Origin of the sequence: Actinomadura sp. KC06, from assembly GCF_004348735.1 — a bacterium.
In the GTDB taxonomy this organism is placed as follows: Bacteria; Actinomycetota; Actinomycetes; order Streptosporangiales; family Streptosporangiaceae; genus Spirillospora.
Genome location: NZ_SMKT01000169.1, coordinates 1 through 18,359 on the forward strand (window position 1 = coordinate 1; position 18,359 = coordinate 18,359).

Sequence of the window (18,359 nt, forward strand, 5' to 3'; positions counted from 1 at the left end):
GGGCCAGGGGCGGCGCAGGGCGAGCAGGTGCAGCGGGACGGTGACGACCGCCAGCACCACCGCCAGCACCAGGTAGACGCCGCGCCACGAGAGGTGGGCCGACAGCGCGTCGGTGAGCGGCGCGAACACGGTGCTCGACAGCCCGGCGACCAGCGTGAGGGTGGTGAGCGCGGCGACGTGGCGCGGGGCGTAGTAGCGGGTGAGGGCGGCGAAGGCGGGCTGATAGAGGACGGCCGTCATCGCGATCCCGGCCAGCAGCCAGGCCGCGACGAACCAGGCCAGGTTCGGGGCCGCCGCCAGCGCGAGGACCGCCACGACGGCGAGCACCGACCCGCCGGTCATCAGGGCGCGCGGTCCGCGGCGGTCCAGCAGGCGTCCGGCGGGGATGCCGCCCAGCGCGGCGACGATCAGCGCGGCGGAGAACGCGGCGGTGATCGCGCCGGTGGACCAGCCGGTGTCGCGGGTGATCTCCGGGGCCAGGACGGCGAAGGCGTAGTACAGCACGCCCCAGCTGGTGATCTCGGTGACGCACAGCGCGACCAGCGGAACGCGGGAGACGGAGCCGTCGGCGCCGGCGGCGGTGTCCGCCGCCGCCGCCGACGCGGGAGTTCCACAGGTCATACGGTCTTCGCTGCTCGGGGACGGTCAGGCGTCGCGGCGTCCGGTCTCGCCGGAGAGGCCGTGCACGAAACCTGTCGCGAAGCCGACCCCGGCGGGAGCGCCGATTCCGATGCTAAGCGGTTCGGACGGCGCAGCACCGCAGCAGGAGCCGTCCTGACCAGCGGACGAGCCAGCGGACGAACCGGCGGACGAACCGGGCAGGAGGTCGTCGGTGACCAGGTCGGTGGAGCACACGCCCGTCTCGGGCAGGTCGAGCTGGACGGCGTCGGCGGCCTCACGGTCCCCGGCGAGCGCGGCCACGATCGAGCGGACCTGCTCGTAGCCGGTCGCCATGAGGAAGGTGGGCGCGCGGCCGTAGCTCTTCATCCCGGCCAGGTAGAAGCCGCTCTCGGGCTGGGCGAGGTGGCGTTCGCCGTGCGGCGGGACGGTCCCGCAGGAATGGAAATTGGGGTCGATCAGCGGGGCGAGCTTCGTCGGCGCCTCGGTGGCGGGGTCGAGGTCGAGGCGGACTTCGCGGAGCATGTCCAGGTCGGGCCGGAACCCGGTGGCGGCGACCACGGTGTCGGCCGCGACGACGTGCTCGCCGTCCGGCGTCCGTCCAACGACCCGGACGCGCTCCCGGGCGGGCTCGTCGGCGGCCGGAGCCTCGAAACCGGTGATGGTGAAGCCGCGCACCAGGGTGATCGCGCCGGCCTCGACGGCCTGCTTGAGCCGGGTGCCGAGCGCTCCCCGGGCCGGGAGGCCGTCGGCGTCGCCGCCCCCGTAGAGCCGGGCGACGGACGCGCCGCGCACCGCCCAGGTGATGCGGGTGCCGGGCTCGGCGGCGGCGAGTTCGGCGAGGGCGAGCAGGGTGTTGGCGGCCGAGTGGCCCATTCCGACGACGAGGGTGTGCCGTCCGGCGAAGCGGTCGCGGTCGCGGCCGAGGACGTCGGGCAGCGGCCCGGTCAGGTGGGGCGCGGCGGCGTCCTCGCCGGGGGCGGGCAGGCCGGAGTGGCCCAGCGGGTTCGCGATGCCCCAGGTCCCGGACGCGTCGATGACGGCGCGGGCGGCGATGTCGCGGGCCTTCCCGTCCGGGCCGGTGGCGCGGACGAGCAGGGGGCGCTCGTCGCGGCCGATGGTGCGGGTGACGTCCACGCCCTGGCGGGCGACGGCGGCCACGCGGGTGCCGGTGCGGATCCGTCCGGCCAGCGCGGGCACGCGGGCGAGCGGGGCGAGGTAGTCGCGGACGAGCTCGGCGCCGGTGGGCAGCTGATCGGCGGGCGGCGGCGTCCAGCCCGTGGGCTCCAGCAGGCGGCGGGCGGCGGCGTCGGTGTTGTACCGCCAGGGCGAGAACAGCCGGACGTGCCCCCACTCGGAGATCGCGGCGCCGGCACGCGCCCCGGCCTCCAGGACGAGGAAGTCCTGGCCGCGTTCGGCGAGGTGCGCGGCGGCGGCCAGGCCCACCGGACCCGCGCCGATCACCACGACCGGCAGCGCGTCCTGCCCGCTGCCGTCGCCGTCCTGTTCGGTGAGGCAGGCGCAGCCCGCCTCGGTCTTGGCCCGCTCGACGGTGCTCGCGGGGTCGACCGCCTGCTCGGCGCCGGTGCAGCAGGCGTTGACGCCGCAGCAGCTCGCCCCGGTGGTGTCGGTCACGATGGCTCCTCGGTCCGCTCGACACTGTTTCGACGTTCGTCTAATCAGGCGCCAGTTTGCATCCTGGATAGATGGATGTCAAATTAGAGGGGTGTCGAATCAGAGCGAGTGCATGGACGCCGTCGAGCGGGTGTGCTGCCCGCCGCTGAGCAGCACGGCGCTGACCGAGGCGGAGGCGGCCGCGCTGGCGGCGGTGTTCAAGGCGCTGGCCGATCCCGTCCGGCTGCGGCTGCTCAACATGATCGCCTCGATGGACGGCGGTGAGGCGTGCGTGTGCGACCTGACCGGCGCGTTCGAGCTGACCGCGCCGACGATCTCCCACCATCTGAAGGTGCTGCGCCAGGCCGGGCTGATCGAGGGCGAGCGGCGCGGGACCTGGGTGTACTACTGGGCCGTCCCGGAGGCGCTGACGCGGCTGTCGGGCCTGTTCGCGCTGCCGTCCCTCACCCCCGCCTGACCCGCGTCCGCCCGCGGGCCGGGCTCGTGGTCCGCGTTGGGGACGCCGTCCTGAAGCTGGGCGACATCGACCACGGCAACCTCGTGGACGGTCTGCCACCCCCCGGACGCGCTCTCCCGCTCGAAGATGTAGCGGGAGCCGGCGTGCCTGCACCTGTCGGCCGACAGGTCCCGCCGCGCGCCGTCGACGAGGTAGATGCGATATCCGGCCAATGCCCCTCCTCGGCGTCACCCGGCCCGATCCGTAAGGTCACGATCACTGTCCGTGACGATCAAACTCTACCCCACCGCGGAATCCGTGCCGGACGATGTCGGATCCGGCCGCCGCCCGATCGTCTAGGGGGTGAAGACGCACACTCCCGGACGCGGACGCGTCCGGTGGCACCGAGAGGAGCGGGTCATGAACCCGACGCTGAACGTCATCGACATCGTGGTCTCCGACATCCAGGCCGCGATCGACTTCTACGCCCGGCTCGGGCTGGAGTTCAAGGTCGACGCGCAGTACCCCGACCACGCGGGCTGCGACCTGCCGAACGGGCTGCACCTCATGCTCGACACCGAGAAGTTCCGCGGCGGCACGCTACGGGACGGGTGGAGCCGTCCGACCGGCGACCCCCGCACCTACCTGGCGTTCGAGTGCGCCGACCCGGCCGCCGTCGACGCCAAGTACGCGGAGCTGACCGAGGCCGGGTACACCGGCGCCCAGGAGCCGTGGGACGCCTTCTGGGGGATGCGGTACGCCGTCGTCCTCGACCCGGACGGCAACGGCGTCGACCTGTACTGCCCGCTGCCCGCCGAGTAGCGTCCACCAGGCCGTTTGCGGGAAGGAGCGGAAGATGAAGTACGTCCTGCTGTTCGTGGAGACCGAGGAGTTCGCCCGCGAGCTGGAGTCGATGGACGAGGCCGCGCGGGAGGCGGCGTTCGAGGCGGTCGGGCGCTGGTTCGCCGAGCACTCGGCCGTGATCACGCACCACGCGCACCTGCGCCCCGCCGAGACGGCGACCACGGTTCGGCTGACCGGCGGCGACGCGCTGGTCACCGACGGCCCGTTCGTGGAGGGCAAGGAGGTCGTGTCCGGCTACGCCGAGATCGAGGTCGCCGACCTGGACGAGGCGCTGGCGGTGGCGCGGACCTGGCCCGCCTGCCCGATCGTCGAGATCCGCCCGCTCACATGACGGACGCTCCACAGGAGCACGTGCACGCCGAGCTGGCCCGCGTGGTGCGCGAGCACGCGGGCCGGCTGACGGCGTGCCTGGTGCGGGTGCTGGGCGACTTCGCCGCCGCCGAGGACGTCGTGCAGGACGCCGTCGAGACCGCGCTGCAGCGCTGGCCGGACGACGGCGTCCCCGAGCATCCCGACGCGTGGCTGCTGACCGTCGCCCGCCGCCGCGGCCTGGACGTACTGCGCCGCCAGGAGCTCTACCGCGACAAGCTGGCCCGGATGCGCTGGCCGGTGCCGTCCGAGCCCGACGACCGGCTCAAGCTGATCTTCACCTGCTGCCATCCCGCGCTGCCGCGGGCCGCGCAGATCGCGCTGACGCTACGGGCGGTGTGCGGGCTGACGACCGCGCAGATCGCGGCGGCCTTCCTCGTCCCGGAGCCGACCGTGGGGCAGCGCATCACCCGCGCCAAACGGAAGATCAGCGAGGCGGGCATCCCGTACCGGATACCGGCCGGCGCCGACCTGCCCGACCGTGTGAACCAGGTGCTGGCCGTCATCTACCTGCTGTTCAACGAGGGCTACCTGTCGAGTGCCGGGGACCGTCCGCACGCCAGGGACCTCGCCGACGACGCGGAATGGCTCACCGCGCAGCTCGCGTGGCTCCTGCCGAAGCAGCCCGAGGTGCTCGGCCTGCTGGCGCTCATCCGCCTGCACCAGGCCCGCACCAGCGCTCGCTTCACCGCGGACGGGCGGCTCGTCCCGCTCCGCGACCAGGACCGCGGCCTCTGGGACCACGACGCCATCACCGAGGCGACCCACCTCATCGAACGCGCCGCCGCGCTGCGCCGCCCGGGCCCCTACCAGCTGCAGGCCGCCATCGTCGCCTGCCATGCCGAGGCCCCCACCTGGACGGACACCGACTGGCCGCAGATCGTCGTCCTCTACGACATGCTGCTGGCGCTGTCGCCGTCACCCGTCCATCGGCTCCAGCGCGCCATCGCCCTGCGCCACCACGCCGGTCCCCGCGGCGGCGCCCGCAACGCGCTCGCCGATCTGGACGCCCTCACCCCCGCCGACCGCAAGACCCTGGAGCGCTACCCGCTCTACCACGCCACCCGGGCCGAATTCCTCCGCGCTCTGGACCGGCCAGAGGCCGCGCAAGCCGCCGACCAGCAGGCCCTGGCCCTCACCACCAACCCGGCCCAACAGGCTCTGCTGGAAGAACGCCTCACCAACCCCTGACTCAGATCACCGAATTGCCATGACCATGGATTTCAGAATGGCCAGAGGTTCGCCCGGTCATTTGCCGGTGGCGCCGGCGGGGGGCGCGCAGAGCGCGTAGATCAGCAGGACGCACAGCGCGATGGTGAGCACCGACCAGAGCGGGAACGCCTGGAGAAAGGCGAGATGCCCGATCGCGGCGAGGACGGCGAGCACGACCCCGGCGGCCCGGGCCCACATCTTGCCGGCCATGATGCCCGCGCCGATGCCGATCTGGATGATGCCCATCACCAGCCAGATCCACCCCCAGGCGGTGTAGTCGAACACGAGGATCTGGTTCTGGCCGACCAGGTAATAGTCGTCCTTGAACAGGGCGACCAGACCGTCGATGACGTTGAACGCGCCCACCACCAGGGCGAGAGTGCCGGCGAACGTCAGCCACCCGGACGTCCGGTGCCGCTCCCCGGCCGGAACCGATGCAGAACCATGGGTCATCCTGGCCGTCATCGAACCTCCCTAAATCGAGCGCAGCTTCATTCACCAATTCCCTTCGGAAGAAGAACCCCAAACCGAGATCAATACTCGTTTAACCATTTCTTTTGGGGTATTTGGCGGTGTGCTCGGCCAGTCGGGTCAGGAGGGCGACGAGGTGGGCGCGGTCGTCCTGGCGGAGCCAGCCGAACAGGCGGTCGCCGACGTCGGTGGCGACGCGGCGGGCGCCCGCCAGCGTCCGTTCCCCGGCGGGGGTCAGGGTGATCGAGTAGGCGCGGCGGTCCTGGGGGGCCCGTTCGCGGCGGACGAGGCCGGCGTCCTCCAGCTCGTCGATGATCCGCACCATCGTGGACTTGTCGATGCCCGACAGGTCGATGAGGCGCCGCTGGCTGGACGGCCCGTACAGCTCCAGGGCGAGCAGCATGGAGAGCCCGCGGACGTCGACGTCGAGCGGGCGCAGCCCGTCGTTCATGACCTCCCGGCTCTGGTTGTGCGCGGTGGCCAGCAGCATGCCGAGCCCGACGTGCCGGAGGGCGGCGTCGCCGTCCTCGGCCAGGATCCGTGCGACCAGGTCATCGAGCATGGGGCCCATCGTAGGCCCATCTGATATAGTCTCATCTGAGACTTTCTCGTGAGGTCTGAAGTGGGCGGCGCCACAACGACCGACAGGAGACGCGCATGCCCGAGATGACCCGCCGACGTGCACTGCAGGTGTCCGGCCTCACCGCCGCCCTGGCCGCCGTACCGGCGGCCGTGCCCGCGGCCGGGGCCGCCGCCGGCGATCGGCGGCCCGCCCGCGGCAGGATCGACGTCCACCACCACGCCGTCCCGCCCAAGATGCGGCAATGGCTGGTCGACCTGGGCATGATCCCGCCGACCGGCGGCCCCAGCTGGTCGCAGTGGAGCCTCAAGGAGACCCTGCGGACCATGGACGCCAACGGCATCGCCGTGGGAGTCGCGTCCGCGCCCGCCCCGGCCGAGGTGTTCAAGGACCGCAAGGTCGCCGTCTCGGGCGTGCAGGTGTGCAACGAGTCGCTGGCCGAGCTGGTGCGCGGCAATCCCACCCGGTTCGGCTTCTTCGCCAACGTGGCGATGCTCCACCCGGACCTCGCCCTCCGGCAGGCCGCCCACGCCCTGGACGAGCTCGGCGCAGACGGCGTCCTCCTCAACACCTCGGCCGACGGGCGCTACCTCGGCGACCGGATGTTCGAGCCGCTGTTCGCCGAGCTGAACCGGCGGCGGGCGGTCGTGTTCACCCATCCGGTCGCGCCGAAGGGCATCGTGGAGGTGCCGAACGTCGGCGACTGGCTCGGCGACTTCCTGCTCGACACCACCCGCACCGCGCTCAGCCTCATCGCCGCCGGGACGCTGGAGCGCTACCCGCACGTGTCGATCATCCTGTCCCACGGCGGCGGGTTCCTGCCGTACATGGCCGGACGCGCCGAGCGCTGGGGCCGGGAGGACGGTGGCCCCGACCCCGCCAAGATCCGTCCCGCGCTGCGCCGCTTCCACTACGACACGGCGCTGCCGACGTCGCCGTACGCCACGCCGTCCCTGCTCGGCGCGGTCGGCGCGGACCGCGTGCTGTTCGGCACCGACTGGCCCGCCAACTCGGCGCGGGAGGTCGCCATCAACACGGCCGAATTCGACCGCGACCCCGGCCTGAACGGACGAGCGCATCGGGCCATCACCCGGGGCAACGCCCTGCGCCTGTTCCCGCGCCTCGCCGCACGCGTCGGCGGCTGAGCGGCGCCGGGGCGGCAATCCCAGGTCGTGGCCATTTCAGGACGTACTGAAATTTCAGTTACGGCTTGAAATCTGGTTGTTGACACCTCATCGAAGTACGTTGCTGCCACGCAACGCCTTTGTCACACGGGTCATACCAGCCATTCACGTGACGGAGGCGCCTGCCCCCCGCCAACCCCCGAGATGCCGCCTTCGCCTACAGGCGAAACGGCGGTGAAAGGTGGACCAGAGTGAACCGTGGATCGCACCTCAAACGCGTGGTACCCCCACTTTTGAGTGCCGCGGCGCTGATCACGCTCCCCGCGCTCGGAGCCGTCCCCGCGACGGCCCAGGCCACCCCCGCGAACACGAACGTCGTCAAGCTCGCTCACCTCCCGCAGGTGGCGCTGGCCAACAAGGTGCAAGGCCGGCTCGGCTCCCAGCACGCGGGCTCCTACGTCGACGGCGCGGGCAACCTCGTCATCAACGTCACCAACGCCGCCGCCGCCGAGCAGGTCAAGGCCGCGGGCGCCAAGCCCCGCATCGTCAAGCACGGCATCAAGCCGCTGACGGCCGCCAAGACCAACCTCGACCGGCACGCCGGCACCCCCGCCGTCACGGGTCTGACCTGGGGCGTCGACGTCATGACCAACTCCGTGGTCGTCACCGTCCCGAAGGCCGACAACGACGCCGCCACCAAGGCGTTCGTGAAGCGCGCCAAGGCGATGAGCGAGACCGTCCGGATCCAGCGCGTGGACGGGTCGCCGCAGCTGGCGCTCGGCCCCGGCGACGCGATCCACACCAGCGGCTCGCGCTGCTCGGTGTCGGCGATCGGCACCGCGGGCGGCACCGAGTACGTCATGACCGCAGGCCACTGCACCGCCATCGGCGCCACCTGGACCTCCGGCGGCCAGACGGTCGGCACCCGGCAGCTCAGCAGCTTCCCCGGCAACGACTACGGGACGCTCCGCAGCGCCGGACAGGTGCAGCTGACGAACGCCAACCTCACCGAGGTCGGCCGTCCGGCGGTCGGCACGCAGATCCAGAAGAAGGGCTCCACCACGGGCACGACGTCCGGGACCATCCGCGGCTACGACCGGACCGTCAACTACCAGCAGGGTGCTGTCACGCAGCTCGTCGCGACCAGCGCCTGCGCCCAGCCCGGTGACAGCGGCGGCTCGCTCCAGGGCGGCAACGTCGCCATCGCCATCACCTCCGGCATCAGCAGCCAGAACTGCAACGCCGGTGGCTTCGAGTCGTTCTTCCAGCCTCTGGACGAGGCACTGCAGGCTCAGGGCGCGACCCTGAAGCAGGGCTGAAGCACGATCCCATCCTGAAGTGGGCTGAACTCTCTCCGCTCATGTGGGGCTCCCGGTTCGCCGGGGGCCCCACATCTTTTCCGCCTCACTCACCGGAGCCGAAGATCGGACGAGTCGCCGACCCCGCCTCTTCGTCGGGGACGCCCGTGTTCTGGCAGGCGGTCAGGCGCCATTGCCCGTCCTCCTTCGTCATGACCCACAGCGGGGTGCCCACGTCCGGCCCGTCGGGGGTCTGATAGATCTGCCGCACCTTGACGGCGGCGACGTCCGGACGGATGAACAGCACGTGCTCCAGCTCGAACGTCACCGTCATGCCCCGCATCCCGCCGGGGAGCACCTGGCGCGTGAACGCCGAGATCTCATCGAGGCCGTAGAGGCGCTTCCCGGCGCCCGTCGTCCAGATCGCGTCGGACCGGAACAGGCCGAGGAACTCGTCGGGGAGCTCGTTGTTCTGCGCGTGTTCGACCACGGCGACGATCTGCTTGATGGCGTCGATCTCGGTCTCGCGTGCTCGTGCGTCGATCTCCGTTGCGCTCATGGTCGTCAGTCTCGGACGTCAAGTCGACTTGAGGTCAAGAGGCGTCAGGCGTAGAGCCAGTCGATGTGCCGGGGGTCGCGGGGGTCGCGCTGCCGGAACAGCTCGTTGCGGAGCAGCCTGGCGACGCCGTCCACGTGCCAGATGTCGCCCCAGAGCCGCGCGTTGGCCTGGACGCGGGCGGTCCGCCCGGTGCGTTCGGCCTCGTACCGCTTGACCGCGCCGCCCCAGTCGGGCGGGGCCGCGCCGCCCAGCTCGGCGGCGAGGCAGGCGGCGTCCTCGATCGCCTGGCAGGCGCCCTGCGCCAGGTACTGCAGCATGGGGTGCGCGGCGTCGCCGGTCAGGACGAGCCGTCCGTCCACCCAGTTCGGGATCGGCAGCCGGTCGTACATCGCCCAGCGGCGGTCGCGCCACAGGGAGCCGAGGCCGTCGCGCACCTCCCGGCAGGCCCCGGAGAAGGCCGCGTCGAGTTCGTCCGGGCCGCCCCAGTCCTCCTCTCCGCGCTGGTAGGCGGGGGATTGGAAGACGGCGACGGTGTTGAAGATCTCGCCTCGGCGGAGCGGGTACTGCACCAGGTGGCAGCCGGGGCCGATGTAGCAGACGACGTCCTGGAGGGCGTCCTGGCCGAGGCGGGTGTCGAGGTCCGCCACGGGGAACGCGCCTCGGTAGGCGACGTAGCCGGAGCAGATGGGCTCGTCGTCGCTGAACTTGGCGCGGAGGGTGGAGCGGAGCCCGTCCGCGGCGACGGCGAGCCGCCCGTGGTGATCGCCCAGGCTGCTGTGGACGGTCACGCCGTCCGGCTCATTGGTGACGTCCCGGACGTCGCAGTCCGCGACCAGCGTCACACCGGCGCGCTCGCACGCGCGGGTCAGGATCGCGAGCAGGTCGCTGCGGTGGATGACGACGTACGGCGCGCCATAGCGGCGGACGAACCCGTCATCGAGGTCCAGATGGGTCAGGTCGCCGCCGTCCAGGACGTCCCTGAACAGCAGCCGGCGCGGGGCCACCCCGGCGTCGAGGACCTCGTCGAGCAGGCCCCAGTCCGCCAGGACGCGGGTGGCGTTCGGCGCCATCTGGAGACCGGCGCCGACCTCGGCGAACTCCGGCTCCCGTTCGAGGACGCGGACCGAGCGCCCGGAGCGCGCCAGCGCGTAGGCCGTGGACAGCCCTCCGATGCCGCCTCCGGCCACGACGACATCGACGGGATCGGATGCTGAGTTCATGCGGCTTCCCTTCAGACCTTCAGACCTTCAGAGCCAGGGGCCGAGCGCGGGCGGGCGGTCGGCGCGTCCGGTCAGCCACGCGGCCAGCGCGGCGGCCTGCCCGTTACCGGCGGCCTGTCCCTGGCCCGCGTGCCTGGTCACGGCCTCTACGGCCAGGGCGGTGTTGAAGTCGGCGGGCAGGTCGGCGAAGGTCACGCCATGGTCCAGGTCGACGGCGTGGACGCACACCTCGCGGGCGCGCATGAACGGGATCTCCCGGGCGGGGACGGTCCGTCCCTGCGCGGTGATCACGAGGGCGTCCCAGGCGTCCTGCGGGAGGGCGTCCATGTCGGCGGCCAGGGCCTTCGCGGAGCCGTGGACGAGCGTGCGCAGCTCGCTCGCAGGCAGCGCCGACAGCTCCTCGATCTCCCTGGCGCGCTGGTCGGCGTCGGCGTACATCCGGTTCTCCACGCCGGTCGCGGCCCAGGTCAGCAGCCTGCGGAGCGCCTCGGCGTTGCCGTGGACGTGGGCGATGACATGGCGTCGCGTCCAGCCGTCCAGGGCGGTCGGCGCGGAGAACTCGTCGTCGGTGAGGCGGTCGACGGCGTCCAGGAACAGCGCGGTGCCGTCGTCCATCCAGGTTCGGGCGCCGCTCATGGCGTCCTCGCCGTGTTCTCCAGGCGGCCGATGCCCTCGATCTCCGTGACCACGGTCGTGCCGTCCGTCAGGTAGCGGGGCGGTTTGCGGGCGTGGCCGACGCCGCCGGGCGTGCCGGTCGCGATGACGTCGCCCGGCCGCAGCGTGAGGATCGTGGACGCGTACCGCACCAGCGCCACCGGATCGAACACCAGGTCGGACGTGTCGGCCTTCTGCGTCACGGCGCCGTCCACGCGGCAGGTCATCGTCAGCGCGGGACGGACGCCGCCGGGCAGCTCGTCCGGCGTGACCAGGACGGGCCCGAGCGGCGTCGTCCCCTCGAACGTCTTGCCCTGGAGCCATTCCTTGGTGCGGAACTGCCAGTCGCGCATGGTGACGTCGTTCATGACGGTGAATCCGGCGATCGCGACCGCGGCCTCCTCCTCCGACGCGCGCCGGACCGTCCGGCCGATGACCAGCGCCAGCTCCGCCTCCCAGTCGACGGCGGACGACTCGGGCGCGAGCTGGACGGCGTCCCGCGGGCCGATGAGCGCCTCGGCGAACTTGGCGAACAGCGTCGGATGCTCGGGCAGGTCCCGTCCCATCTCCAGGATGTGGGCGCGGTAGTTGAGCCCGACGCAGAGGATCTTGCCCGGACGGGGCACCACGGGCGCGAGATCGGCGTCGTCCACAGGACGGGCCTCCCCTTGCGCGGACGCCGCCGCACCGGCCCAGCCGTCGCGTCCGAGCAGCCTGCCGACGTCGGGGTCGTCGAGGAGGACGGCGCCGTCAGGGGTGAGGCGGGCGGCGCGGGTTCCGCCGTCCGTGCGGATGGTGGCGAGCTTCACTACGCATTCTCCTGGTCGGTGTGGGCGCGGTGCTGGTGCAGCCGCTCGAAGATCGGGGTGTCGCTGAACCGGAAGAGGTCCAGGCCGTGCTCGGTCGCGAGCGCCATCGGCTGCCACGAAGGGACGACGAACAGGTCGCCGCGCTCCACCGTCCAGCCGTGGTCCCCGACCGTGACCTGCCCGGTGCCGTCGAACACCTGGTAGACGGACGAGCCGACCTCGCGGGACGCCGCCGTCGCCGTGCCGGGCGCCAACCGGTGGAACTCGGTGCGCAGGGTCGGCATCACGTCGCCGCCGGTGGTGGGGTTGGTGTACCGGACGGCGGCGTGCCCCGGCTCCACCGTCGCCCGGTGCCCGTCCGCCTCCAGCGCGAGCTGCTCGGACAGCGCGCGGTCGGTGTGCTCCCACCGGTAGGCCAGCAGCGGCGTCGCCGGAGTGGGCTCCAGATGGGTGAGCGGACGGAGACCCGGGTGACCCCACAGCCGTTCCGACCGTGACCGTTCGGGGGCGTCGCGGGTCTCGACCTCGTCCGGGCCGAGCTCGAAGAACGTCGAGTCGGCGAAGTACTGGAACGGGATGTCGAGCCCGTCGATCCACGCCATCGGACGGTCGGAGACGTTGTGGTGGCCGTGCCAGTGCCAGCCGGCCTGCGGGAGGAAGTCGCCGCGGCGCATGGCGACGGGGTCGCCGTCGACGACCGTCCACACGCCCTCGCCCTCGACGACGAACCGGAACGCGTTCTGCGTGTGCCGGTGGACGGGGGCGTCCTCGCCCGGGTTGAGGTACTGGATCGCGGCCCACAGCGTCGGCGTCGCGAACGGCCTGCCGCCGAGTCCGGGATTGGCCAGCGCGATCGCCCGGCGCTCGCCGCCGCGCCCGACCGGGACCAGCTCCCCCGCCCGCTCGGCCATCGGCAGCAGCGCGTCCCACCGCCACAGGTGCGGCAGCGCCTTCGACCGCGGGGACGGCGGCATCAGGTCGCCGATCTCCGTCCACAGCGGGACGAGCAACTCGGCCTCGAAGCCGCGGTACAGCGCCTCCAGCTCCGGCGTGCGCGCGGGCTGGTCGTCGGCATCGGTCGCGACGATGCTGAGCGTCATGATGAGCCCTTCGTACGGGGGACGGATGGTGCGTGCCTGCGTGTCTGCCTGCCTGTCTGCATCCAGAATGCCGACATTTCCAGATAGCGGATAAGCTCTTTCTTCTATGAGGAATAAGCCGCCGTACGCGCTCAGCTCCGTGGACCACGCGCTGCGCCTCGCCGCGCTGCTCCAGCAGGAGGGCCCGATGCGGGTCACCGACGCGGCGGAGCGGCTCGGGGTCGCGGCGTCGACCGCGCACCGGCTGCTGGCGATGCTCGTCTACCGGGACTTCGCCGAGCAGGGCCCGGACCGGCGGTACGGCCCGGGAAAGGTGCTGCGCCCGGCGGAGCCGTCCGGCGCGCCCGTCGCGCTGCTGCGCGAGGTGTCAGCCGGCCCGCTGCGCTCGCTGGTGGAGCGCACCGGCGAGTCCGCCAACCTCGCGGTGCTCGCCGGGACGGAGGTGCGCTTCATCGTCACCGCCGAGTCCGACCAGGTCCTGCGGGTCGGCGACCGATCGGGCGTGTCGCTGCCCGCGCACCGGACGTCGGGCGGCAAGGCCATGCTCGCCGCCCTCGACCCGGCGGACGTGACCGCCCGCTACGGCGATCCGCCCGAGATCGATCTCGGACGGCTGCGGCGCGAGCTGGCGCTGGTCCGCGACCGGGGCTTCGCCATCAACGATCAGCTCACCGAGACCGGGCTGTCCGCCGTCGGCGTGGCGGTCAAGGACCGGTCGGGCGCCCCGCTGGCCGGGCTGTCCATCGCGCTGCCGACCGCCCGGTTCGACCGCGACCGCCTGCCCGGCTGGGTCGGCGCGCTGTCCGCCGCCGCCCGGCGCATCGAGACGGCCCTGGCCGTTAGAGGGGAAGGGGCTGGTGGCGGGTGAACGCGGCCACGTCGGCTTCCAGGGCGCGGGCGGTGGCGCGCAGCTCGGGCAGGAGGCGTTCGCGCATCTGCTCGACCGGTTCGCGGGCGGCGGGGGCGGCGATGTTGAGCGCGGCGACCACCCGTCCGGACGCGTGGATCGGGACCGCGATCGACCTCAGCCCCGTCTCAAGCTCCTGGTCGACGACGGCGTACCCGTCGTCGCGCGCCGTGGCGACCTCCCGGCGCAGGTCGTCGGCGCCGGTCAGCGTCCGGCCGGTGAAGGCCCGCCGGTCCGAGCGGACGATCAGGTCGGACGCCTCGGCCTCCGGCAGCCCGGCCAGCAGGACGCGTCCCATCGCGGTGGCGTAGGCGGGGAAGCGGGTGCCGACGGTGATCTCGACCCGCATGATCCGGGACGCCTGGGCGCGGGCGACGTAGCGGATGTCCGTGCCGTCCAGCACCACGACGGACGCCGAGTCGTGGACCCGCGCCACGAGATCGCGCAGATGCGGGCGGGCCAGCTCCTCGAACGTCAGCCCGCTCACCTGCCGGTATCCGAGGTCGAGGACGCGCGGCAGCAGCGCGAACCGGCCTCCGCTCTCGCGCGCGTACCCGAGGACGGTCAGCGACAGGAGCGCGCGGCGGGCGGTGGCGCGGGCCTGGCCCGTGAGGGCGGCGGCCTCGGAGATCGTCCTTCCCTCGGCTCTGGTGCCGATGGCGTGCAGGACGGCCAGGCCGCGATCGAGTGACTGGAGGAACTCCGCTCCCAGCCGCGCCTTCAGGTGGCCGTTCGCGCCGGGGGTCCGCGCCTCGTCCGGATGCGGCGGGTGGGCCGCGACCTGCTCCATCTCGGCGACGCACGCCATCAGGGACGACCGCGCATGCTCCCGCAGGGACACGGCCGAGTGGCGGCTGGCATGGCTGACGACGATCAGCGCGAACGGCCCCACGGCCGCCTGGACGGGTACCGCGACGGCGACGAGCCCAGGCTCCAGGAAGTCGTCCTCCAGCTCCCACCCGGACGCGTTGAACGGGTATCGCAGCAGATCACCGACCTTGAACACGATCGCCAGGGACCCGCGGGGCCGCGACTGGCCGACGATGCGGACGCCGTCCCGGTCGTCGGCCCGGTCGGGCACGGCGAGCACGACCGACTCGTCCAGGTCGCCGGCGAGCCGCGCGACCCGTCCGGCCAGGACGCCTTCGGGGTCGAGGCCGGACAGGTAGAGGTTGCCGACGTCCATCGTCCGGGGCGTCGCGACGACGTCGCGGCCCTTCCAGCGCAGGTATCCGGTCTCGGTGAGCGTGCTCAGCACGCGGTCGACGGTGGAGCGGGCCAGCCCGGTCTCCGCGACCAGGTCGGCCGGGCGGACCGGCCCCCCGGCGCGCCCGACGACCTCCAGGATCTCCAGGCCGCGCTTCAACGGCCCGACCGGATCGACGTCCCGCATCACCCCTCCTGTTGACATCGCCCTGACGACCACCGACACTGCATCCACATTTATGAAGCAAAGTTCACTAGGCGAACAGGATGATACCGTCATGGACAAGGTGGTGACGAACGCCGCGGCGGCCGTCGCGGACGTTCCGGACGGGGCGTCGCTGGCCGTGGGCGGGTTCGGGCTGAGCGGCGTGCCGAACGTCCTCATCGAGGCGCTGCACGAGGCCGGACCCGGCGGGCTCAGCGTGGTGTCGAACAACTGCGGCGTGGACGGCGGCGGTCTCGGCATCCTGCTGGAGGCGGGGCAGATCGTCCGGGTGACCGGCTCCTACATCGGCGACAACAAGACGTTCGCCCGCAAGTACCTGGCCGGCGAGGTCGAGGTCGAGCTGATCCCGCAGGGCACGCTCGCGGAGCGGCTCCGCGCGGGCGGCTGCGGCATCCCCGCCTTCTACACCCCGGCCGGGGTCGGGACGCCCGTCGCCGAAGGCGGCCTGCCGTGGCGGTACGGCGCCGACAAGTCCGTCGAGGTGTCGTCCCGGCCCAAGGAGGTCCGCGAATTCGACGGCACGCCGTACGTGCTGGAACGCGGCATCCGCACCGACTTCGCGCTGGTGCGTGCGCGGCGCGGCGACCGGCACGGGAACCTCGTGTTCGGCAAGGCGTCCCGGAACTTCAACCCGCTCGCCGCGATGGCGGGACGCGTCACGGTCGCGGAGGTCGAGGAGCTGGTGGACGCCCTCGAACCCGACGAGGTGCATCTGCCGGGCGTGTTCGTCCAGCGGGTCGTGGAGCTGACGCCCGAGCAGGCCGCGGACAAGGGAATCGAGAAGAGGACGGTGCGAGCCTGATGGCCTGGTCCCGCGACGAGATGGCGGCCCGCGCCGCCGGCGAGCTGACCGACGGCTCGTACGTGAACCTCGGGATCGGCCTGCCGACCCTCGTCCCCGGCCATGTGCCGCCGGGCGTGCACGTCGTCCTGCACTCGGAGAACGGCATCCTCGGCGTCGGCCCGTACCCGGGCGAGGACGAGGTCGACCCGGACCTGATCAACGCGGGCAAGGAGACCGTCACCGTCCTGCCGGGCGCGTCGTACTTCGACTCGTCGCTGTCGTTCGGGATGATCCGCGGCGGCCACATCGACACCGCGATCCTGGGCGCCATGCAGGTGTCGGCGGCCGGTGACCTGGCGAACTGGATGATCCCCGGGGCGCTGGTCAGGGGGATGGGCGGGGCGATGGACCTGGTCCACGGCGCGCGGCGCGTGATCGTCCTGACCACGCACAACGCCAAGGACGGCACCCCGAAGATCGTCGAGGAGTGCGACCTGCCGCTGACGGGCCGCGCGTGCGTCGACCGGATCATCACGGACCTGGCGGTCCTGGACGTCACCCCGTCCGGCCTCGCCCTCGTCGAGACCGCCCCCGGCGTCACGGTCGAGGAGGTCGTCTCCCGGACCGGCGCCAAGGTGACTACCTGAGACCACCGGCTCCGGCCTTTTCGGCTCCGGCCTTGCCGGTTGCGGCGAGCCACACCTGCCAGTCGGCGTCGTAGCGGGTGCCGATGGTGCTGGTGAGGAACGTCCGGGCGGCGTTCCAATTGCCTGTGCGGTAGTAGCCGAGCACTGTGGCGATATCGCCGGGATGTTTCTCGAACATGTAGCGGACCGCGAGGTAGCTCCAGAGATAAACGCGGGACGTGTCGTGGCTGTAGTTGGTGTCCCACAGCGTGCTCAGCGCGTACGTGTGCTGTGCCGCCTCCGCGATCGCCGCGGTGTAGGTGACCTTCCGGTACGAGTAGGAGACGTATTCGGCGAGCCCTTCGATCCACCATATGGTCGGTGTGCTGATATTGGCCCTGAAGCCGCCGTACAGGTTGAATCGGCCGTCGAGGTAATGCGTGTACTCGTGGTTGAGGTTCCGGATCTCGAATCTGGGACGCACCCACTCCGCCTCATAGGCGATGAACCGGGCCTGATTCCCGGGCGCAGCCGGATCGCCTTCCAGATACATGCCGCCCGTATTGGGGTTGATGCCGAACATCGCGCCCGCGTAGGTCCGGTAGTCGGCGCGGGAGTCGAAGACGCACACCTCGATCGTTGAGTTGTAGTCGTTCGCGACGGGCTGGTTCCCGTCCTTCACCAGGTTGTGGAAGTGGGCGTCCTGTCCCATCAGGCTCGCGCACGTATCGGATAGCTGCTCGGCCGTCATCTCCTGCGCGCGGATCCTGATGCCGGCGCTGCACGTGTGATGGACGGTCAGGACGCCCCGCGCCAGCCGCTCCTTCAGATCGCACGTGTCGTAGTAGGCGCAGTTGGCCCTGTCGTAGTGGTCGGTCATCTCGGCGATGCCGACCCACAGCGGCGCTGTTCTACCGGTCATCCCGCTCTTGCCGAGCAGGCCCTTGGCCAGCGGCCTCACTTTGGCCTGCAGCGAGACATGCTGCAGGAAGCGGCCCAGTTCACGTCCCGCGTTGGACGTCAGGTGGCTGCGGTTGGTGCCGAGCAGATCGAGATGACCCTCGGCAAAGGAATTGAGCGTGTCGAGGACGCTCGGGTCGGCTTGCACCGCGGCCACGAACTCGGGCACCTGGTGGCCGCGGAACAGGATCACATAAACATTGTTGACCGCTTTGAGCATCCACCAGTATTTGTCATAGGCGCTGTTATAGCCGTTCAGCAACCGCTCGATGACGTAGATATAGCGAGCATTCTCCTGCGCACTGTCGACCAGCGTGACAGCCTCGGCGAGAACTTCACCATTCGCATCACTGACCACCGACGAGTTCGGGTTCCCGAAGAACACGTCCAGCCCCGCCCGGACGATCCCCTTCAGCGTCGCGCCGTAAGACCCCACAGTAGACGGGCTGTACCACTGGACGTAGTAACCGGCACGCAGATACAGCACCAGCTGAGCCGTACTCCCCCTGCTGTCCCCCGGATAGTGCACCGCGTCATCGCGCAACGCATGAGCGACCGTCACCATCTGAGCTTCACGGAACGCGCGGTAGGCGTCCTGACCGCTCAGCCCGAACAGCGTATTGATGCACTTGGTCGAGGACGCTTTGATCTGCCGCACCAGCTCGCTACCGGACCGACCCGCGAAGTCTCCCGGACTGCAC

General features: G+C 71.6%; 20 protein-coding genes. 9 read left to right on the forward strand and 11 right to left on the reverse strand.

The window, feature by feature from the left end:
- On the reverse strand, window positions 1–621 hold a 621-nt coding region (locus E1287_RS35180), incomplete at its 3' end, for an MFS transporter (protein WP_131969602.1).
- 24 nt (window positions 622–645) lie between these two features.
- Window positions 646–2,253, reverse strand: coding sequence for an FAD-dependent oxidoreductase (locus tag E1287_RS35185; protein WP_243719645.1), 1,608 nt, complete (start codon window positions 2,251–2,253; stop codon window positions 646–648).
- A gap of 112 nt (window positions 2,254–2,365) precedes the next feature.
- Here E1287_RS35185 and E1287_RS35190 point away from each other — a divergent pair, with 112 nt between their 5' ends.
- The 4 genes from E1287_RS35190 (at window position 2,366) to E1287_RS35205 (ending at window position 5,113) form a co-directional block, all read left to right on the forward strand.
- Window positions 2,366–2,710 carry a metalloregulator ArsR/SmtB family transcription factor gene (locus tag E1287_RS35190; protein WP_131969618.1) on the forward strand — a complete coding sequence of 115 codons (345 nt, stop codon included), beginning with the start codon at window positions 2,366–2,368 and terminating at the stop codon, window positions 2,708–2,710.
- A gap of 399 nt (window positions 2,711–3,109) precedes the next feature.
- The gene (locus E1287_RS35195) at window positions 3,110–3,511 is read left to right on the forward strand and encodes a VOC family protein (RefSeq protein WP_131969603.1); all 402 of its coding nucleotides are present in this window, start codon (window positions 3,110–3,112) and stop codon (window positions 3,509–3,511) included.
- Window positions 3,512–3,545: 34 nt separating this feature from the next.
- Window positions 3,546–3,884, forward strand: coding sequence for a YciI family protein (locus E1287_RS35200; protein WP_131969604.1), 339 nt, complete (start codon window positions 3,546–3,548; stop codon window positions 3,882–3,884).
- Complete coding sequence (locus tag E1287_RS35205; protein ID WP_131969605.1) at window positions 3,881–5,113, forward strand: DUF6596 domain-containing protein; 1,233 nt, start codon at window positions 3,881–3,883, stop codon at window positions 5,111–5,113. The genes E1287_RS35200 and E1287_RS35205 overlap by 4 nt, the downstream gene beginning before the upstream one ends.
- A gap of 57 nt (window positions 5,114–5,170) precedes the next feature.
- Here the strand turns inward: E1287_RS35205 and E1287_RS35210 are convergent, their stop codons facing one another.
- Together E1287_RS35210 and E1287_RS35215 are read right to left on the reverse strand one after the other, a co-directional pair.
- Window positions 5,171–5,599, reverse strand: coding sequence for a hypothetical protein (locus tag E1287_RS35210; RefSeq protein WP_207934651.1), 429 nt, complete (start codon window positions 5,597–5,599; stop codon window positions 5,171–5,173).
- Window positions 5,600–5,678: 79 nt separating this feature from the next.
- Window positions 5,679–6,167 carry a MarR family transcriptional regulator gene (locus tag E1287_RS35215; RefSeq protein WP_165969358.1) on the reverse strand — a complete coding sequence of 163 codons (489 nt, stop codon included), beginning with the start codon at window positions 6,165–6,167 and terminating at the stop codon, window positions 5,679–5,681.
- Between the two features lie 95 nt (window positions 6,168–6,262).
- Between E1287_RS35215 and E1287_RS35220 the strand changes: the two genes are divergently transcribed.
- Together E1287_RS35220 and E1287_RS35225 are read left to right on the forward strand one after the other, a co-directional pair.
- Complete coding sequence (locus E1287_RS35220) at window positions 6,263–7,330, forward strand: amidohydrolase family protein (RefSeq protein ID WP_131969607.1); 1,068 nt, start codon at window positions 6,263–6,265, stop codon at window positions 7,328–7,330.
- Window positions 7,331–7,560: 230 nt separating this feature from the next.
- A complete protein-coding gene (locus E1287_RS35225) occupies window positions 7,561–8,628 on the forward strand; it encodes a S1 family peptidase (RefSeq protein WP_165969359.1) in 1,068 nt (355 codons plus the stop codon).
- An 85-nt stretch (window positions 8,629–8,713) separates the two neighbouring features.
- Here the strand turns inward: E1287_RS35225 and E1287_RS35230 are convergent, their stop codons facing one another.
- From E1287_RS35230 to E1287_RS35250, 5 genes are read right to left on the reverse strand one after another with little or no spacing between them, the layout of a single operon-like run.
- Window positions 8,714–9,166: an SgcJ/EcaC family oxidoreductase gene (locus tag E1287_RS35230; protein WP_131969609.1), complete on the reverse strand. Its 453-nt coding sequence runs from the start codon at window positions 9,164–9,166 to the stop codon at window positions 8,714–8,716.
- A 44-nt stretch (window positions 9,167–9,210) separates the two neighbouring features.
- Window positions 9,211–10,386: an FAD-dependent oxidoreductase gene (locus E1287_RS35235; protein WP_131969610.1), complete on the reverse strand. Its 1,176-nt coding sequence runs from the start codon at window positions 10,384–10,386 to the stop codon at window positions 9,211–9,213.
- 27 nt (window positions 10,387–10,413) lie between these two features.
- Window positions 10,414–11,022 (reverse strand): maleylpyruvate isomerase family mycothiol-dependent enzyme, encoded by a 609-nt coding sequence (locus E1287_RS35240; RefSeq protein WP_207934652.1) that lies wholly within the window; start codon window positions 11,020–11,022, stop codon window positions 10,414–10,416.
- Window positions 11,019–11,849, reverse strand: coding sequence for a fumarylacetoacetate hydrolase family protein (locus E1287_RS35245; RefSeq protein ID WP_131969611.1), 831 nt, complete (start codon window positions 11,847–11,849; stop codon window positions 11,019–11,021). Before E1287_RS35245 ends, E1287_RS35240 begins: the two co-directional genes overlap by 4 nt.
- The gene (locus E1287_RS35250; RefSeq protein ID WP_131969612.1) at window positions 11,849–12,949 is read right to left on the reverse strand and encodes a cupin domain-containing protein; all 1,101 of its coding nucleotides are present in this window, start codon (window positions 12,947–12,949) and stop codon (window positions 11,849–11,851) included. Before E1287_RS35250 ends, E1287_RS35245 begins: the two co-directional genes overlap by 1 nt.
- A gap of 106 nt (window positions 12,950–13,055) precedes the next feature.
- Between E1287_RS35250 and E1287_RS35255 the strand changes: the two genes are divergently transcribed.
- Window positions 13,056–13,817 carry an IclR family transcriptional regulator gene (locus E1287_RS35255; RefSeq protein WP_131969613.1) on the forward strand — a complete coding sequence of 254 codons (762 nt, stop codon included), beginning with the start codon at window positions 13,056–13,058 and terminating at the stop codon, window positions 13,815–13,817.
- Here the strand turns inward: E1287_RS35255 and E1287_RS46660 are convergent.
- Entirely contained in the window at window positions 13,789–15,249 is a 1,461-nt protein-coding gene (locus tag E1287_RS46660) for an IclR family transcriptional regulator C-terminal domain-containing protein (protein WP_207934653.1), read from the reverse strand. The two genes, E1287_RS35255 and E1287_RS46660, sit on opposite strands and share 29 nt — an antisense overlap.
- A 91-nt stretch (window positions 15,250–15,340) precedes the next feature.
- On the opposite strand from E1287_RS46660, the gene E1287_RS35265 reads away from it, so the two are divergent.
- Both E1287_RS35265 and E1287_RS35270 read left to right on the forward strand, forming a co-directional pair.
- Window positions 15,341–16,090, forward strand: coding sequence for a CoA transferase subunit A (locus E1287_RS35265; protein ID WP_131969615.1), 750 nt, complete (start codon window positions 15,341–15,343; stop codon window positions 16,088–16,090).
- Complete coding sequence (locus E1287_RS35270) at window positions 16,090–16,719, forward strand: CoA transferase subunit B (RefSeq protein WP_131969616.1); 630 nt, start codon at window positions 16,090–16,092, stop codon at window positions 16,717–16,719. The genes E1287_RS35265 and E1287_RS35270 overlap by 1 nt, the downstream gene beginning before the upstream one ends.
- Here the strand turns inward: E1287_RS35270 and E1287_RS35275 are convergent.
- The coding region (locus E1287_RS35275) for a collagenase (protein WP_207934654.1) at window positions 16,712–18,359 on the reverse strand (1,648 nt) is incomplete at its 5' end. The genes E1287_RS35270 and E1287_RS35275 overlap by 8 nt on opposite strands.

Bases quoted from the DNA above. Each gene is read 5' to 3' on its own strand.
- E1287_RS35230 (WP_131969609.1), bottom strand. From the start codon at position 9,166: ATGAGCGCAACGGAGATCGACGCACGAGCACGCGAGACCGAGATCGAC.
- E1287_RS35265 (WP_131969615.1), top strand. From the start codon at position 15,341: ATGGACAAGGTGGTGACGAACGCCGCGGCGGCCGTCGCGGACGTTCCG.
- E1287_RS35190 (WP_131969618.1), top strand. From the start codon at position 2,366: ATGGACGCCGTCGAGCGGGTGTGCTGCCCGCCGCTGAGCAGCACGGCG.
- E1287_RS35240 (WP_207934652.1), bottom strand. From the start codon at position 11,022: ATGAGCGGCGCCCGAACCTGGATGGACGACGGCACCGCGCTGTTCCTG.
- E1287_RS35220 (WP_131969607.1), top strand. From the start codon at position 6,263: ATGCCCGAGATGACCCGCCGACGTGCACTGCAGGTGTCCGGCCTCACC.
- E1287_RS35210 (WP_207934651.1), bottom strand. From the start codon at position 5,599: ATGACGGCCAGGATGACCCATGGTTCTGCATCGGTTCCGGCCGGGGAG.
- E1287_RS35200 (WP_131969604.1), top strand. From the start codon at position 3,546: ATGAAGTACGTCCTGCTGTTCGTGGAGACCGAGGAGTTCGCCCGCGAG.
- E1287_RS35205 (WP_131969605.1), top strand. From the start codon at position 3,881: ATGACGGACGCTCCACAGGAGCACGTGCACGCCGAGCTGGCCCGCGTG.
- E1287_RS35255 (WP_131969613.1), top strand. From the start codon at position 13,056: ATGAGGAATAAGCCGCCGTACGCGCTCAGCTCCGTGGACCACGCGCTG.
- E1287_RS35195 (WP_131969603.1), top strand. From the start codon at position 3,110: ATGAACCCGACGCTGAACGTCATCGACATCGTGGTCTCCGACATCCAG.
- E1287_RS35270 (WP_131969616.1), top strand. From the start codon at position 16,090: ATGGCCTGGTCCCGCGACGAGATGGCGGCCCGCGCCGCCGGCGAGCTG.
- E1287_RS35250 (WP_131969612.1), bottom strand. From the start codon at position 12,949: ATGACGCTCAGCATCGTCGCGACCGATGCCGACGACCAGCCCGCGCGC.
- E1287_RS35235 (WP_131969610.1), bottom strand. From the start codon at position 10,386: ATGAACTCAGCATCCGATCCCGTCGATGTCGTCGTGGCCGGAGGCGGC.
- E1287_RS46660 (WP_207934653.1), bottom strand. From the start codon at position 15,249: ATGCGGGACGTCGATCCGGTCGGGCCGTTGAAGCGCGGCCTGGAGATC.
- E1287_RS35215 (WP_165969358.1), bottom strand. From the start codon at position 6,167: ATGCTCGATGACCTGGTCGCACGGATCCTGGCCGAGGACGGCGACGCC.